General features: G+C 49.9%; 13 protein-coding genes. 8 read left to right on the plus strand and 5 right to left on the minus strand.

All coding sequences use genetic code 11. The features are described from left to right. Window positions 1–174: 174 nt before the first annotated feature. Genes psd through HYX48_02635 form a run of 3 tightly spaced genes read right to left on the minus strand, consistent with a single transcriptional unit; the run spans window position 175 to window position 2,996 of the window. Entirely contained in the window at window positions 175–1,089 is a 915-nt protein-coding gene (gene psd / locus HYX48_02625; GenBank protein MBI2742793.1) for a phosphatidylserine decarboxylase, read from the minus strand. Between the two features lie 3 nt (window positions 1,090–1,092). Then, window positions 1,093–1,485: a hypothetical protein gene (locus HYX48_02630; protein MBI2742794.1), complete on the minus strand. Its 393-nt coding sequence runs from the start codon at window positions 1,483–1,485 to the stop codon at window positions 1,093–1,095. A gap of 2 nt (window positions 1,486–1,487) precedes the next feature. After that, on the minus strand, window positions 1,488–2,996 hold the full coding sequence (locus HYX48_02635; protein MBI2742795.1) for an ankyrin repeat domain-containing protein: 1,509 nt from the start codon (window positions 2,994–2,996) through the stop codon (window positions 1,488–1,490). A gap of 238 nt (window positions 2,997–3,234) precedes the next feature. On the opposite strand from HYX48_02635, the gene secA reads away from it, so the two are divergent. Together secA and HYX48_02645 are read left to right on the plus strand one after the other, a co-directional pair. Then, a complete protein-coding gene (gene secA / locus HYX48_02640; GenBank protein MBI2742796.1) occupies window positions 3,235–6,186 on the plus strand; it encodes a preprotein translocase subunit SecA in 2,952 nt (983 codons plus the stop codon). 171 nt (window positions 6,187–6,357) lie between these two features. Beyond that, entirely contained in the window at window positions 6,358–6,837 is a 480-nt protein-coding gene (locus tag HYX48_02645) for a hypothetical protein (protein MBI2742797.1), read from the plus strand. 58 nt (window positions 6,838–6,895) lie between these two features. On the opposite strand, the gene HYX48_02650 is transcribed toward HYX48_02645, so the two are convergent. Next, window positions 6,896–7,420, minus strand: a complete 525-nt coding sequence (locus HYX48_02650) for a hypothetical protein (protein MBI2742798.1) — start codon at window positions 7,418–7,420, stop codon at window positions 6,896–6,898. A 333-nt stretch (window positions 7,421–7,753) separates the two neighbouring features. On the opposite strand from HYX48_02650, the gene lpdA reads away from it, so the two are divergent. The 4 genes from lpdA to HYX48_02670 all read left to right on the plus strand — a co-directional run bounded on the left by lpdA (window position 7,754) and on the right by HYX48_02670 (window position 12,183). Beyond that, entirely contained in the window at window positions 7,754–9,157 is a 1,404-nt protein-coding gene (lpdA, locus tag HYX48_02655; protein ID MBI2742799.1) for a dihydrolipoyl dehydrogenase, read from the plus strand. Beyond that, window positions 9,154–10,095 carry a lipoyl synthase gene (lipA, locus tag HYX48_02660; GenBank protein ID MBI2742800.1) on the plus strand — a complete coding sequence of 314 codons (942 nt, stop codon included), beginning with the start codon at window positions 9,154–9,156 and terminating at the stop codon, window positions 10,093–10,095. The genes lpdA and lipA overlap by 4 nt, the downstream gene beginning before the upstream one ends. Window positions 10,096–10,156: 61 nt before the next feature. Continuing rightward, the gene (locus tag HYX48_02665; protein ID MBI2742801.1) at window positions 10,157–11,428 is read left to right on the plus strand and encodes a glucose-1-phosphate adenylyltransferase; all 1,272 of its coding nucleotides are present in this window, start codon (window positions 10,157–10,159) and stop codon (window positions 11,426–11,428) included. Beyond that, window positions 11,428–12,183 (plus strand): metallophosphoesterase, encoded by a 756-nt coding sequence (locus tag HYX48_02670; protein ID MBI2742802.1) that lies wholly within the window; start codon window positions 11,428–11,430, stop codon window positions 12,181–12,183. Before HYX48_02665 ends, HYX48_02670 begins: the two co-directional genes overlap by 1 nt. Here the strand turns inward: HYX48_02670 and HYX48_02675 are convergent. After that, entirely contained in the window at window positions 12,154–13,143 is a 990-nt protein-coding gene (locus HYX48_02675; GenBank protein ID MBI2742803.1) for a hypothetical protein, read from the minus strand. The two genes, HYX48_02670 and HYX48_02675, sit on opposite strands and share 30 nt — an antisense overlap. Window positions 13,144–13,145: 2 nt before the next feature. Here HYX48_02675 and HYX48_02680 point away from each other — a divergent pair, with 2 nt between their 5' ends. Together HYX48_02680 and HYX48_02685 are read left to right on the plus strand one after the other, a co-directional pair. Beyond that, entirely contained in the window at window positions 13,146–13,640 is a 495-nt protein-coding gene (locus tag HYX48_02680; protein ID MBI2742804.1) for a hypothetical protein, read from the plus strand. Between the two features lie 16 nt (window positions 13,641–13,656). After that, the gene (locus HYX48_02685; GenBank protein ID MBI2742805.1) at window positions 13,657–15,537 is read left to right on the plus strand and encodes an oligopeptide transporter, OPT family; all 1,881 of its coding nucleotides are present in this window, start codon (window positions 13,657–13,659) and stop codon (window positions 15,535–15,537) included. The last annotated feature ends 128 nt before the right edge of the window (window positions 15,538–15,665 follow it).

Genomic DNA, 15,665 nt, shown 5'->3' on the forward strand with positions numbered 1-15,665 from the left:
ACAGAAAGGGAGGAGAAGAAAAGATATTAACAGGATCCGCTTCGCTGGCAGGATCGCCTACGGCGGCAGGATCTCCGGAATTTCCCTTATCCTGCCGGCGCGGTTAGCGCCGATCCTGCCAGCGAAGCGGATCCTGTTTTTTTCTCCTCTTTCTCTGTGTAAAATCTTAAAATCTTATTTCTTAAGGGAGTGGCCGAGGGATTGGCCATAGTGAGCGCGCACCTCAACTTTCCGCTGAGAGGCATCTAGTAGATCTTGATCGAACTGGATGCAAGAGGGTTCAAAGAGAAGAATCAGAGAGGAGCCGCCGAATGAGAAGAACCCCTTCTCATCTCCCTTTTGGCAAGGATCGTTTGCAGCGAAAGTCTGATGGATGGTGCCTACGTAGGTTGCGCCCACTTCGATGTAGAGAATCGTTCCAAAGTTCTTTGTGTGGAAGGGAGTGATTGCCCTCTTATTCTCTGCCAAAATCTCGATATTCTTCTTCAAGGCAGTGGGATTTACGGAGAAGAGAGGCCCTTTAATTTCACTCGTCTCTTCAGGCACTCCATCGCAGGGAAAGTGGAAACGGTGGTAGTCGAGGGGACAGAGGCGCGCAATGACAAGAGAGCCTTGAGCATACTTTTGTGCTAGCGTCTCGCTCTGCAAAAGCTTCTCTAGAGAAAACTTCTTATTCTTTACGAGAAATCCGTCGGCAAGTGCGATGTTCGGATAAACGAGATAGCGCGCATCTGCAGGCAGCACAGCCACCTCATCTCCTGGAGCCATTGGCCGCGCTGAGGGTTTCAGTTTACGGATAAAGAAGTCGTTGAAAGAAGAGAAGGAGTCGGTGGGCTCCAAAAACTCCTTCTCATCCACTTTATACTTTTCGATGAAGGGACGTATCTTGTAGCGGCTTAAGCGGCTCTTCTGGAAGCTTCCATAGAGGCGGGAGAAGCAGGAGCAGTAGACCGTAGGTATTAAAAAGAGAAGCGAAAGAAGCTTAGAGATCCAGCCATTTCCATACAGAGTTTCGATGTAGAAGCGTCCGTAGACCTCTTCTCTCTCTTCTCTTTTTGTGAGACGGTCGATGTAGTGAATTTCAGGCATCTGTTATGGACGAGCAGGAGTAGTTCTGCCCGCAATTGAAGAAAATAATGCCAACTCTTCCATATATTCGGAAGAGAACAAATGTTCTAGGTGCCCTTTTTTGATGAGATCTAGAATCTGGCGCGCTGTGTTCACCATTTTTGAAGAGTGCTCTTTGGATTGATCTCCTCTAAAGAAGCGCTCTTCTTGATCGCGAAAGAGAGCCATCAGCCTCTTTAGCTCCTTCTGCTGATCGAGCTTTTGAAGCGTCGCATCGATGAGATTATCGACCGCCTTCGACTCATCTTCGCCGATCTGATGCGCCTTCTCCTCGGGCATAACCGCTGCTGGAAGCGGCAGGGCCGGAGAAGACGCCGGAGAAGATGTAGCAAGCAGAAGAGAGAGGATCCAGGTCATATTTATCTTTTAGATTCAGGTTTCACTGTTTTTTTTCTAACTCGTACGACAGTACCTAAGTCAACCGGTAGCGCAAGAGTTGCTGCTACCTCTCCCTTATCTGTTCTACCACGTTTCTTAGGAGCAGCAGACTTCTTCGGTTCCGGAGTTGACTCTGTCATGAACTTTAAATCCGGAAGCTTTTCTTGTCCATCGACCGTTCCTCCGATTTTCTCATCCGCACCCAACTCCATCAGAACCTCAACCATCGGCCTTCTCTCTGTTTTTAATTTCAATCCCATCTCATTTAGGCAGACGAGGTGAAGAGGTGTCATTCCACTTAAGTCGCACGCATTGATATTTTGATTGTACTCTTGCACGAGAAGGCAGACCAGATTTATCTCTCCATTCATTGCAGCGTAGTGTAGAGGCGTTCTACCAAGGAGGTCTATCGCTCTGGGATCAGCGCCCAATTTTAGCAGTTGCTTTGCATACTTCTCCGACCCCTTGATACACGCAAGGTGCAGCGCAGTGGTACAATCTGTTCGCTCTGCATTCACATCAAAACCCAGCTGCTTAGAAAGGAGATCGATCATCTCGACTCCTTTTTCTTTTTCTTTATTAGCACAGAGGCGATGCAAAGGCATCCTGTCGCAGTTATCCTCTTCTAGAGCATCGGCGCCATTCTGCAGAAGCAGCTTAACAAATTCCACGTGTGCACTTTCCACGTGTACGCTCTTGCAGGCTAGATGAAGAGCAGTTTCTCCTAAGCAGTTTTTCTGATTGATCTTCAAAGCACTGCCTGACAGACTAAGCATTTGACGGGCTTCTTCAAGAGCGCAATGAGTTACCGCGACATGCAGCGGAGTATTCCCCGTTCTGTCCGGCTTATTCACGTCGGCTCCAGCCTCAATAATCGTTTGGATAAGTGGCTTTCCCTCAATTTTCAAACCCAGCCATTTGACGCAGCAGCACATGTGCAGTACGTTTTTCCCCGTTGAGTTAGTAGAGTTGACGTCAGCTCCAGCCTTTAAGAGGCGAGGAATGAGGTGGTGCATATTATAAAGAAGCAGATCGCAAAGAGGAGACCAGCCCTCTTTTTGTGCTGCATCTTGCGCCCCCCAATTGTCGATTAACGCTTCCAACTCTGCGGTATTTTTTGCCATACAGAGTGCGTTGAACTGCTCATCTAATGAGCTCACCGCTTCAGCAGGACTTTCTACGCCGCTTGTCTCCGCAGAGCCCGCTGAGGAGGTGTCGTCTACTGAAGCTTCTTTCTCTTCGCTCTCGCCTTCGCAACAGAAGAGGCATCGCAGGCACTCTAAAAGGCAGGTGAAGGGGTAGCAGATAAAAGAGAGGCATGAGTAGAAGGTGCCCAGGCAGCATCCCGGCTCTTCACTTTCAGGGCTTCCTGCGCTTACGAGTGTATCTGGAATGGGAGCTCCACGCGAAGAAGACGCAAACTCTTTAGCTTCAGATATTTGCGGTCCTTTAGTCTCTGGGGAGGGTGAGCCGGCGGCTTTAACTGTCATATTTACCTCATAATTAATGCACTATTTATAAACAATTAACGATTTATGCTTAATTATTAAAAACCATTCTACGTTTTATCAAATTCAAATTACTAACTATTCAATTGCTTAATATATAGTATTTTGTGTAAAATGGTGCCTCCATTGTGTTGCAGGAAAAGCTGAGATAACCTAGCCTGGAGATCTCTCTTTTGAACCAGCGATAGCAAACCAAGATAAGACTTAAAAGGACTCTCCGATGTTTGGAATTTTAAAAAAAATATTTGGCACAGCTCAGAGCCGCAAACTGAAGAAATACGCAAAGATCGTATCTCAAGTAAATGCGTGGGATGAGAAGTATAAGTCTCTAAGCGATGAAGAGTTAAAACACAAAACAGTCGAGTTTAAAGAGCGTATCGCAAATGGCGAGACCCTCGATCAGCTCCTCCCTGAAGCGTATGGCGTCGTAAAAAATGCGTGCCGCAGACTCTGTGGAATCGATGTCCACGTCTCAGGATATGATCAGAAGTGGGACATGGTCCCCTACGATGTGCAGATTCTGGGTGCGACAGCCCTCCACTACGGCTCGATTGCCGAGATGCAGACAGGCGAAGGAAAGACCCTAACCGCCTCCCTCCCTCTCTACCTCAACGCCCTTTCTGGTAAGCCGGTTCATCTCGTCACAGTAAACGACTACCTCGCTCAGCGCGACTGCGAATGGATGGGAACGATCTCCCGCTGGCTTGGACTCACAGTAAAACCCCTGATCTCCTCTACCCCCCACCATCTCCGGAAAGGGATCTACGAGGCGGACATCGTCTACGGAACCTCCTCAGAATTCGGTTTCGACTACTTAAGAGACAACTCGATGGTTCAGAGCAAGGAAGAGCAGTGCCAGAGAGGCCACTTCTTTGCGATCATCGACGAGGTCGACTCGATCCTTATCGATGAAGCGCGCACACCTCTGATCATCTCCGGCCCCTCCACTTCTTCGAGACAGATGTACGATGAGCTTAAAGATGGCGTTGCCGACCTCGTACGCCTCCAGAGAGATCTCTGCAACCGCTTGGCAACAGAGGCTCGCAAAACACTCGAACAACTAGGCATGCTTACCGAAGGCGAGAAGCCGAAGCTTGAGAAGAAGGCAGCTGCTGATGCAAAAGAAGCCTTCAGAAAGTTCTGGCTCGTCAGCAAGGGAACTCCTCAGAACAAGATTCTTAAGAGAATGCGCGAAGATCCCGACCTTCGCTCCGAGATCGAAAGCTGGGACACCTACTACTACTCCGAGAGCAACAAGCAAGAGAGATCTGCCGCTCTCTCCGAGCTCTACATCATCGTCGATGAGCGAGCGAGCGAATATGAGCTGACCGATAAGGGGATCCACTCCTGGATGGGCAGCCGTACAAATGAGCCAAACGAAGACGACTTCCTCATGATCGACTTGGGCGGCGAGTATGCGAAGATCGACGAGAATCCCGATCTCAGCGAACAGGAAAAGCTCAAGCAGAAGGTAGCTCTTAGAGAAGAAGATGCGCTGCGCAAAGAGCGCTCGCACAACTTAAGACAACTCTTCCGCGCTCACCTCCTGATGGAAAAAGATATCGACTACATCGTTGTCGATAACAAGATCGTGATCATCGACGAGAACACGGGTCGTCCGCAGCCAGGCAGACGCTTCTCAGATGGACTCCACCAGTCGATTGAAGCAAAAGAGGGAGTCGCGATCCAACAAGAGACGCAGACCTACGCGACTATTACCCTGCAGAACTACTTCCGCATGTACAAGAAGATCTCCGGCATGACGGGGACTGCCATGACAGAAGCGAATGAGTTTAAAGACATCTACAAGCTGGATGTTCTTGCGATCCCCACACACCGCGGATGCCACCGCAAAGATGCCGATGATGAGATCTACATGACAGAGCGCGAGAAGTACAACGCGATCTTAAAAGATCTCCAAGAGATCCACGCTCTCGGAAGACCGATCCTTATCGGCACCGAGTCTGTCGAGGTCTCTGAAAAGCTCTCTCGCATCTTGAAATTGGGAAAACTGGAACACACTGTTCTCAATGCGAAAAACCACGCAAAAGAGGCTGAGATCATCGCCGATGCGGGCAGAAAAGGCGCAATCACCGTTGCGACAAATATGGCCGGCCGCGGAACTGATATTAAACTCAAAGAGGGAGCAGCAGACGTGGGCGGACTTCACGTTGTAGGCACCACTCGCCACCAGTCTCGCAGAATCGACAGACAGCTCCGAGGAAGAAGCGCTCGCCTTGGCGACCCTGGCTCTTCCAAGTTCTACGTCTCTTTTGAAGATTCGCTCATGCGCCTCTTCACCTCTCCGCGCATCACATCGTTCCTACAGCGATTCCGCCCGCCAGAAGGCGAGCCTATCTCTGCAAAGGTATTAAACAAGTCGATCGAGACAGCGCAGAAGAGAGTTGAGCAGCGCAACTACACGATCCGCAAGCATACGCTCGAGTATGATGATGTGATGAACAAGCAGCGTGAAGAGATCTACTCGTTCAGAAACGAGGTCCTTCACACTGAAAATACAGCCGCTCTCGCAGAAGAGATTCTCGAAGAGGTGTGCGCCGATCTATCTAGCCAGTTCCTCGCTATCCACTCCTCAAAAAATGGGTGGGACGTCGAAGGCTACCGCCAGTGGCTCATGACTCAGTTTCCCGTTAAGTTTGATAAAGAGGAGTTTGAAGGCGCAAATGCCAAGCCCGAAGAGCTGGAACGCAAAGCCCAGCAGCTCGTGGTTCAAGCCTTCCGCGACAAGCTAGCAAACGACTGCGAGATGCTTGAGAAGGCACAGCTAGCGCTAGCCCCTGCTACCGGCGCCATCGACCCCAATGGCATCTTAAAAGAGGTGGTGCGCAACGTCCTCATCCGCACAATCGATCAGTACTGGCAAGAGCACCTTCTGCACATCGACCACCTGCGCGCAGAAGTGCACCTCCGTGCGATCGGGCAGAAAGATCCGCTCATCGAGTTTAAACACGAGGCGTTTGCCCTCTTTCAATCTCTCAGTGCGAAGATCAAGATGGAGATCGCTCATGCGCTCTTCAAATTCGCCATGATGATGCCAGAGCCTCCAGAAAAGATGGAGCTGCCTCGAGAAGATCGCCTCCAGCACCGCACCGATCTCTCTATGCTTCCTAACTTCTTCTCCGAAGAAGAGACCCTCGACATCCAGGGATAAGAGCGCGCGGAGAAGAAATGGACATTAATGTCCGTTTTCCCGAGCGGGCTTCTTTTCCCGCGCGCTCTTATTTCAAAAAATTTTATTACTAAAATTTAAAGAATTATTACAATCTTATTATAAAAGATTGAATATTGTATAATAGACTCTTAAATTAACTGGGAGTTTATTATGGCAATGGGTGTAGGAATGGAAACGTTTGCTTTAGGAGTTCTTGGCGTTTGCGCATCAGCCGTCGGTGCCGCCGGATCAGTGATAGAGTTAGGTGCCAAGCAGCTCAATGTGTTCGACAATCCTGAGACGAGAAAAGCTGCGATCGTCTTCGGAAAGACGATTCAGGCAATTAGCGCAGCAGTCTCGCTGTTCATCCTTGCTGGCATGGTCTCTCCAACGCTATCAGCTATCGCTCTTTTTTTCTCTCTAGGCATGATTGGATTTCCCATTGCTGAAGAGTACCTAGAAAGTTTTGGCAATTTTCCAGCTGAGATGGTAGAGATGGTAAGAAACGCTGCATCAGGAGCGAATTATACTGCAAAAATAGTGAACATAATCACGCTAAGCGCCGCAGCAGCTGTGATCCATCCGCTTGCAGCAGTTGCAACCCTGCTCGCACTTGGCGCCTTGAATTACGCAGCTCTCGAAAGCAACTAGATCCCAAGAGAAAAAAGTCTCTAAAGAAAAAAGACCGTTTTTCAACGGTCTTTTTTTATTACTTTTTGAAGGGGGAGGCCTTCTTCATGCCGAAGTAGATGAGGGGAAGGGAGATGAGGCAGTAGATGAACCAGTAGCTGGCATCCCACTCGAGCTTTAAAAAGCCGCCTTCTGAGAAGAAGAACTGGAGAAGGCCGAGTAGGCAGAGGTTGCTTCCGATTGAGAGAAAAAGAATAGGGAGGAGGCCGCTCTGGCTCTGGGCTTCGTGTGCTTCTCCTTCTGAATTGTTGATCTGCATAGTGGTGGCTCCTAAACCAGCGGTGACAGTTTTAACTTCTTTGAACGTCTCTACTCTTTTCTTCACAGGCTCTGGAGTTTCTGTTTGAGCTTCTGCTGCTTTTTTAGAGTAGGGAGGTGAGTAGAGGGAGGTGAGGCTCTCTTGAAGGGCCTGGTGCTTGAAGAGCTGCATCTGCGCGGTATCGGTTTCTGCGACTTCTGCTCCGCAGTAGGTGCAGATTGTAGAATCATAGGAGATCCTTCCATCGCAATTGGCACAAACTTTCTGGCGATCTGTTGGCTTCATACACCACCTCAAATTCTCATTTCTATTCTCATCCTCGCATAAACCCCGAGATTTTGGAAATGCCGAAATCAAACAAGATACTATTCGCTAAAAAGATTGTGAAAGAGAAGATTTTACACAGAGATCACGGAGACACAGAGAAAGAAGAGAAAAAGAAAAAAATGCCGCGAAGCGGCAGGGGATCCATCTTTTCTGCAGGGAGCAGAAGAGATGATCTTCTCCTCTTTCTCTGTGTCTCCGTGATCTCTGTGTAAAATTCCTGGGTCTCCCTCTCTCTTGGGTAGCGGCATTTTCTCAAAGTCGATAACATGGAGCGAAAAACTTTGGTGGCTCATGGAAAAGAAAAAATTTGATTTAACTGTAATTGGAGCGGGACCTGGCGGTTATGTTGCAGCGATTAAAGCTGCCCAGATGGGAAAGAGCGTCTGTCTAATCGAAAAAGGCGATCTCGGCGGAACCTGCTTGAACGTGGGTTGCATCCCGACAAAGACGCTGATTGCAGGAGCTCACGTTCTCAAAAAGGTTCAAGAATCTAGCGAATATGGGATCACTGTTGGCTCCGTCTCTTTTAACTACCAGAAGATGAAAGAGCGCAAAGACAATGTGGTGCAAAAAATTCGCAAGAGCCTTGAGGGCTTGCTGAATTCAAATAAGATCACAATCATGCGCGGCCAAGCCGAGCTCCTCTCTCCTTCAGAGATTAAAGTGAAGGGACAGGAGAGCGCGATTATCTCTTCGGATAAGATCATCATCGCAACGGGCTCAGAGCCACTGGATATCCCCGCATTTCCTTGCGATCATAAGAAGATCTTCAACTCGACATCGATTCTAGAACTCACCTCTCTTCCTCTCTCAATTGCTGTGATTGGCGGCGGCTACATCGGCTGCGAATTCGCCTCTCTCTTTGCAGAGCTGGGGGTGCGCGTGACGATTTTGGAAGCGCTTCCTTCCATTGTGCAGATTCAGGGAAAGATGATCTCCGACACTCTGACGCGCGCCTTTCAGCAGAAGAAGATCGACATCATGACTGGAGTCATGGTCGAAGGAATCGACACCTCTTCATCTGGAGTGACGGTCCGCCTTAAAGACAAGCCCCCTGTTGCATTCGATATCGCTCTTGTGGCGATTGGCAGAAGAGTGGTCTCTTCGGATCTCGGCCTAGAAAAAGCGGGCGTGAAGGTCGACGCGAAGGGCGCGATTGAGGTTAACGAGAAGATGGAGACGAATGTACCTGGAATATACGCGATCGGCGACGTGACGGGAAAGTTCCTCCTAGCTCACGTGGCTTCCCACCAGGGGATCGTCGCAGCGAGCAATGCGGCAGGCAAAGAGGCTTCGATGCACTACAACGCAGTTCCAGCTGTTATTTTTACCTCGCCAGAAATCGCGACGGTGGGCATGACTCTCGAACAGGCGCAAGAGGCGGGCCGCACCTCAGCTGTTGCGGGAAAGTTCCCCTTCCAGGCGCTAGGCAAATCTATCGCATCGCAAGAAACAGAGGGCTTTGCTCAAGTGGTTACCGATCAGAAGACAGGTCAGATTCTGGGAGCTCAGATCGTCGGCCACGACGCATCGGCGCTCATTGCTGAGATGGCGCTTGCTATCTCGAGCGAGCTCACAATCGAATCTGTCTCGGATACGATCCATGCGCATCCAACTACGCCAGAGGCGTGGCTTGAGGCAGCTCTCCTCGCTCAAGATACGCCCATCCACTTTCCGCCTAAGGTTAGAAGATGAGTGACTCTCCGCGCAGACTCAATATTCTGCCAGCTAACCAAGAGCCAGAAAGTGGCGAAGAGGCCGCTGTAAAAAGAGGCCGCTTCCCCTCCTGGCTACACCGCAGGCTGCCCGAGGGGGGCTCTCTTTTTAAAACGGGAGCGGTGCTTGAAAAGTATAAGCTCAATACTGTCTGCGAAGAGGCGAAGTGTCCTAACCGCCTTGAGTGCTATAATAAGAAGACGGCGACCTTCCTCGCACTCGGAAAGGAGTGCTCCCGCAACTGCGGATTCTGCGATATCGATTTTTCTAAACAGCCCAAAGGGCCCGAAGCAGATGAGCCTCTGCGCATCGCACTCTCTGTAAAGGAGCTGGGATTAAAGCATGTGGTGATCACGATGGTTGCCCGCGACGATCTGCCAGATGGCGGGGCCGCCCACATGGCTGAGATCATCCGCGAGGTACGCCGCCACGATCCGGAAGTGACCATCGAACTGCTTACCTCCGACTTCAACGGCAACCTCGCTTCAGTCGACCGAATTCTTGAAGAGCGGCCGGAGATTTTTAACCATAACATCGAAACTGTCAGGTCTCTAACTCCTCGCGTTCGCCACAAGGCGACCTATGAACGGACGCTTGCAGTGCTTAAGCATGTCAAAGAGAGCGGCAAGGTCCTCTTTGTAAAGTCGGGCATCATGCTCGGCTTAGGGGAAAGTGAAGCCGAGGTGAAAGAGACGATTGCGGATCTCCATGCTGCCGGCTGCGATATCATCACCATTGGCCACTACCTTCAACCCAATCGTAAAAAACTAACTGTTAAAGCCTTTATCCCCCCGGAAAAGTTCAAAGAGTATGCCGACTTTGGAGAGAGCTTGGGCGTCCGCTACGTCTATGCGGGTCCTTTTGTGCGATCTAGCTACAATGCCCACGAAATTAAGAACCTGGCTTCTATAAAATAATTATTTGAATTCTCCTCTCTATTATGTTAAATAATAATTTTAACCTATTTAGAGAAGTGGGATGGGCTCTGTCAGGCAACATCGGGAGATCCCGGGCGAAGTCGCTAGCATTGTACTAGCGGGTGGTGAAGGAACGCGCCTATTTCCCCTGACTCAGTCGCGCTGCAAGCCAGCTGTCTCTTTTGGAGGGCGCTACCGCCTCATTGATATCCCTATCTCTAACTCTCTGAATTCCAATATCAACCGCATCTATATCATCTCTCAGCATCTCGCTGCAGATCTGAACCAGTATGTGAAGAGCTGCTTCACACCCCACCAGTTTCAGAGGGGAGATATTCAGCTGCTCACTCCGATAGACACTCCCCAGAGAAAGGTCGTTTTTAAGGGAACCGCCGATGCAGTGCGCCAGAACATCGACCATCTGATTAAATCCTCTGCGGAGTACTTCTTAATTCTCTCTGGGGATCAGCTCTACAACGCGAACTTCATGTCGATGGTGAACTTTGCCAAAGATACGAATGCTGATCTAGTGATCGCAACAATCCCTGTAGAAGAGGCGGAAGCCAAACGGATGGGGCTATTGAGAATTGACGCAACGGGGCATGTGGAGGGGTTCTTCGAGAAACCGAACACTCCCGAGCTGCTCAAGCTCTACGAACTTCCTGAAGGCCACTTTACCGAGAAAAAGCGGCCGGGAGTTAAGGGGCCTCACTATCTGGGGTCGATGGGAATCTACGTCTTTAAACGTTCTTGCCTGATCTCGCTGCTAAGAGAAGAGGGCGAAGACTTTGGAAAGCATCTAATTCCACTCCAGGTCAAACGGGGGAGGACCTACTCCTATATCTTTGATGGTTACTGGGAGGACATTGGAACGATCGCCTCCTACTACAAAGCGAATCTGGCTCTTCTTTCGAATAAGAACTGTCTCGATATGTACGATGAGATCTTGCCGATCTACACCAAACCTCAACAGCTTCCCAACCCGGTCATTCACCAGACCCATATCGAAAACTCGGTGATCGGTATGGGAGCAATCGTCGAAGCGCAAGAGATCACGGGCAGCATCGTGGGACTGCGCGCGCAGATCAAGAAGGGAACTGTGATCCGCAATTCGATCATCTCAGGTCATAAATCCTACGTTGGCGAGTTTTCCATCGGTGAAAACTGCCGCATAGAAAAGGCGATCATCGATGAGCACTCATCGATAGGGAATAATGTGCAGCTGATCAATAGAGAGAATCTGCAGAAGTATGATGGCGATGGAGTTTATATCCGCGACGGCATTATCATCATCCCTTCAGGAACTCACCTGCCCGACGGCTTCACAATTTAATGGCTGTTTACGCTCTCTCCGATCCCCACCTCTCATTCGGCGTTCCACAAAAATCGATGGAGGTCTTTGGCCCCCTCTGGAAGGAGTATGCCGAGCGCATCGAAGAGAACTGGCGCGCCACGATAAGAGCGGAAGATCTAGTTTTAATTCCTGGAGATATCTCATGGGCCATCTACCTTGAAGACGCTCTGGTCGATCTAAAGTGGATCGATAAACTCCCAGGAACCAAGCTTCTTTTAAGAGGAAATCACGACTACTGGTGGAGCTCTCCCAAGAAGATGAGAGAGGTGATGCCCTCTTCTATCCACTTCATTCAAAATGATGTGTTTAACTGGAATGGGATCTCAATTGGGGGCGCGAGGCTCTGGGACACCGAGGAGTTCAGCTTCGGTCCTTACATCGACTTTCAAGAAAATCCTCAGGCGAAAAAGAGAACGGCGGAAGAGCTTGCAAGTAAAAAGGAGGAGGATGCCAGACTCTTTGAAAGAGAGCTCCAGCGCCTTGAACTGAGCTTGAAAAACCTCGATCCTCATGCAAAAACGCGCATCGCTCTCACTCACTACCCTCCAATTAGCGCAGACCTCAAACCCTCTCGCGCCTCAGCAATCTTAGAAAAGTATAAAGTGGAGATCTGCGTCTTTGGGCATCTTCACAACCTCAAAAAGGGAGTGCAAATGTTCGGAGAAGCGGGCGGCATCCGCTACCTTCTCACCTCTTGCGACTATCTAGATTTTTTTCCCTTGAGAGTTCTCTAAGAGCAGATAAATACTCTTAAAATCGGAGGCGTCTACTGGTGCGTCTAGAGATCGATTCTGCCGCTGAGAGAGAAACTCCTGCGCGCTTTTATGATGGGTATCGAGATCTAAGCAGCAGAAGTACTCAACAACAAGTTTAACAAGAGCTTGAAACTTCTCTTCATCATCAATGAGTGTCATGAGGAGTTTTATACACCTCTGAAAGAGAGCTGGGTCGCCCTGAGTGACGAGATAGGTGGTGATTTCAAACAGAAGGTCGACATCGGGCTCCTCTTCCAGTTGCAAAAGAAGCCGCTCAAGCACAAGAACCGACTCTTCGAGATCAACAGGAGCTAGCAGCCTTGCCCGTAAGAAGTCGAACCAGTTTGTCTTCTCGATGTAGATATAAAACTCGTCGATGAGCTCAGAAGCGTCAAGATCCTCACCCCCATCGATCAATCCGGTGGCGTAATCATAGAGAAACCGCTCAAGATCGTGGGCGCAAAAGCTTTCGAGGGTCAAAAAGATCTCTTTAGGCTCTGCTCCATTATCGACGCTCTCGTCGAGGAGATCTTCTAAATCTGAGATCACCTCTTGCAGATGTTCTTGGCTTAGAAGCTCCCGATCGTACAGGTAGATGCGCCAATCGAGCTCATCACAAAAGACGGACAAAGCAAATTTTTGAGGAAGTAGGCGCCGCCAGAGTTCAAAGATAAGAAGATAGGACTGCTCATATCCCGCATCTTCAAGGACGCCATCATAGAGGTGATCGATAAGCTCTTCTGGATCCTGGCTCTCTTCTGCATGCACGAGAAAGGCTTCAGGGCTCAGCTCTATGCCGAGCGTTTCAAGGCGTGCAAATAACGTTTCTAGAGAGGCCGATCTAAGATCCTCAACTTGCCAAGGCTCGACCACTATGCTAGGCTCTTCCAGCCAGCTGATTCTAACGAGATTATAAAGGGCTTTTCCCTGAAATTCCATCTATGAACCTTTCTCGATATTCAAAAAAACGCCCCTATCTCATGCTTGAACTGGTTATCGCCTTCTCTCTTTTATCTATATGTGCTCTTCCATTAGTGCGCAATCCCCTTCGTCTGCTTAAAGCGCACTTCTCCTCTGTGGAGGGAGCAGAGATCTCTCGTCTTTCAGCCCTAGAGTTTGCGGCAATCAAGGCGGAGCTCTATAGAAATAGTGTCGAATGGGAGACGCTCTCAAAACCAGCCCCCGTGGGAAAAGAAGTTCCTCCTCCCGATAAGGAGGATAAGATCACGGTCTCTCTCATTCACCCCGCAAAATATATTAGAAAGGTCTACTTCTGGACTGTGAGCGATAAAGAGGGGCAGAGTGGAGAAGAATTAAAATTAGTAAATATCCGCATAACTTTTGAAAAAGAGAAAGCCCAAGGAGAAAAAAAAGGTAAAAAATACACTTTTAACTGGCGAACATTTGTAATGCGTGGCACTAGTAGTAAAAAATAGCTAGATAGGTTTTCTTGTGAAGGTCCCACGCTTCAAGCCCTACATTGCAGCAGCAACACGCGTTCCTGAATTCTCTTTTCGCGCCGTAACCCTCGGCCTCCTTCTGGGCCTTCTTTTTGCAATTGCCAACACCTATCTGGGACTCAAAGTAGGAATCACCGTTACCGCCTCGATTCCCGCAGCTGTTCTCTCACTGGGAATTCTCAAACTTGTTTTCAAACACGTCTCCATCTTAGAGCACAACCTAGTACAGACGATCGCCTCTGTAGGTGAGGGACTGGCAGCGGGTGTGATCTTCACAGTTCCTGCGCTCTTTCTCTTGGGAGAGGCTCCTTCTGCAATGAGAATCTTCTTCCTCTCAGCGCTTGGGGGGATCCTCGGTGTGCTCTTCATGATTCCGATGCGGCGCTACATCATCGTCCAAGAGCATGGAAAGCTCCCCTTTCCTGAAGGAACAGCTTGCGCGGAGATATTACGAGCGGGGGAGAACGCTCACGGAAGCGCTCCGATCGCGATCATCGGCATCATCACTGGAGCCCTCTACAAGATCATGGGAGGAGTTCTCCATCTCTGGAATGAGGTTCCCACCTATATCATCAAACCCTTTCAGCGCACGCAGTTTAGCATGGATTGCACACCGGCCCTTCTTGGCGTCGGCTTTATCATCGGTCCGCGCATCGCATCGGTTCTGTTCGCTGGAGGAGTGCTCGCCTGGGGAGTCTTTATCCCCCTGATTAAACTCTTCGGAGCTGGGAGTGTGACGATCTTTCCAAGCGTGATACCCATCTCTGAAATGACAGCCACCGATATCTGGTCAAAATATGTGCGCTACATCGGCGCTGGTACAGTTGCAACAGGCGGACTATTCAGTTTATTTAAAATAGCGCCGCTCATTGGAAAAACGTTGAAAGTGGGATTCAGCGAGCTCTTTCAGAGCGCCACAGATTCGAAACATATTCTTAGAACAGATAGAGACATCTCCCTCCGCTGGCTCATTTTGGGCTCTATTGCGATCATTCTCACGCTCTGGCTCTTTCCCGGCCTTCCGATGAACCTACTGACCATTCTGCTTCTCATCTTTCTGGGATTCTTCTTTGTCGCCGTGACCTCTCTTACGGTGGGCATTGTCGGCAGCACCTCGAATCCGGTATCGGGAATGACAATCACCACGCTGCTCATCACCTGCCTTGTCTTTGTTGCGCTCGGTTGGACCGAGAGAATATTCCTTATCGCCGCTCTAACAATGAGCGTTGTTGTTAACGTCGCCATCGCGCTTGCAGGGACAACCTCTCAGGATCTAAAAACAGGCTTCCTTTTGGGGGCAACTCCTAGAACTCAGCAGATCAGTGAAATCATCGGAGTCATTCTCCCAGCAGCCTTTATCGGCGGCACCCTATACCTTCTCAGCAAAGTATACGGCTTTGGTACGCCAGAGCTGCCAGCTCCTCAGGGCACAATGATGGCAATGGTCGCGCAGGGCGTTATCTCTGGAAACATCCCTTTCACGCTCGTCGGCATTGGCGTTCTTATCGGCCTTCTTCTCGAGCTCGTCCGGCTGCCTATTCTCCCGTTTGCAATTGGCCTCTACCTTCCATTTTCTCTAAGCGCAGGGATCATGGCGGGCGGCATCACCTCTTTCGCTGTTGAGCACCTCTCAAAAGGTGGCAATAAAGCCAGTGCAGCAAAGGATCGCGGCATCTTGGCCGCCTCCGGTCTCGTCGCAGGAGACGCCTGCATGGGAGTCGTGACCGCCCTCCTCGCCATCCTTGGCTGGGTCAACACCGATGCCCTTCCCCTGCTTCCCGACTCCTTCAGCCTCATCCTCTATGGCCTACTCGCCGCGGCCTTCGCCTGGTTCTCACTAAAACCCAAGCAGTTCGGCCTCAAAAACACCTAAAAAAATTATAACAGGATCCGCTTCGCTGGCAGAATCGGCGCTAACCGCGCCGGCAGGATCTCCGGAAAATTTCCCTTATCCTGCCGGCGCGGTTAGCGCCGATTCTGCCAGCGAAGCGGATCCTGTTA

This window comes from Chlamydiales bacterium, from assembly GCA_016185065.1.
GTDB lineage: Bacteria > Chlamydiota > Chlamydiia > Chlamydiales > Rhabdochlamydiaceae.

Excerpts from the sequence above, each read along its gene's own strand:
- psd (MBI2742793.1), bottom strand. The coding sequence starts at position 1,089 with ATGCCTGAAATTCACTACATCGACCGTCTCACAAAAAGAGAAGAGAGA.
- HYX48_02630 (MBI2742794.1), bottom strand. The coding sequence starts at position 1,485 with ATGACCTGGATCCTCTCTCTTCTGCTTGCTACATCTTCTCCGGCGTCT.
- HYX48_02635 (MBI2742795.1), bottom strand. The coding sequence starts at position 2,996 with ATGACAGTTAAAGCCGCCGGCTCACCCTCCCCAGAGACTAAAGGACCG.
- secA (MBI2742796.1), top strand. The coding sequence starts at position 3,235 with ATGTTTGGAATTTTAAAAAAAATATTTGGCACAGCTCAGAGCCGCAAA.
- HYX48_02645 (MBI2742797.1), top strand. The coding sequence starts at position 6,358 with ATGGCAATGGGTGTAGGAATGGAAACGTTTGCTTTAGGAGTTCTTGGC.
- HYX48_02650 (MBI2742798.1), bottom strand. The coding sequence starts at position 7,420 with ATGAAGCCAACAGATCGCCAGAAAGTTTGTGCCAATTGCGATGGAAGG.
- lpdA (MBI2742799.1), top strand. The coding sequence starts at position 7,754 with ATGGAAAAGAAAAAATTTGATTTAACTGTAATTGGAGCGGGACCTGGC.
- lipA (MBI2742800.1), top strand. The coding sequence starts at position 9,154 with ATGAGTGACTCTCCGCGCAGACTCAATATTCTGCCAGCTAACCAAGAG.
- HYX48_02665 (MBI2742801.1), top strand. The coding sequence starts at position 10,157 with ATGGGCTCTGTCAGGCAACATCGGGAGATCCCGGGCGAAGTCGCTAGC.
- HYX48_02670 (MBI2742802.1), top strand. The coding sequence starts at position 11,428 with ATGGCTGTTTACGCTCTCTCCGATCCCCACCTCTCATTCGGCGTTCCA.
- HYX48_02675 (MBI2742803.1), bottom strand. The coding sequence starts at position 13,143 with ATGGAATTTCAGGGAAAAGCCCTTTATAATCTCGTTAGAATCAGCTGG.
- HYX48_02680 (MBI2742804.1), top strand. The coding sequence starts at position 13,146 with ATGAACCTTTCTCGATATTCAAAAAAACGCCCCTATCTCATGCTTGAA.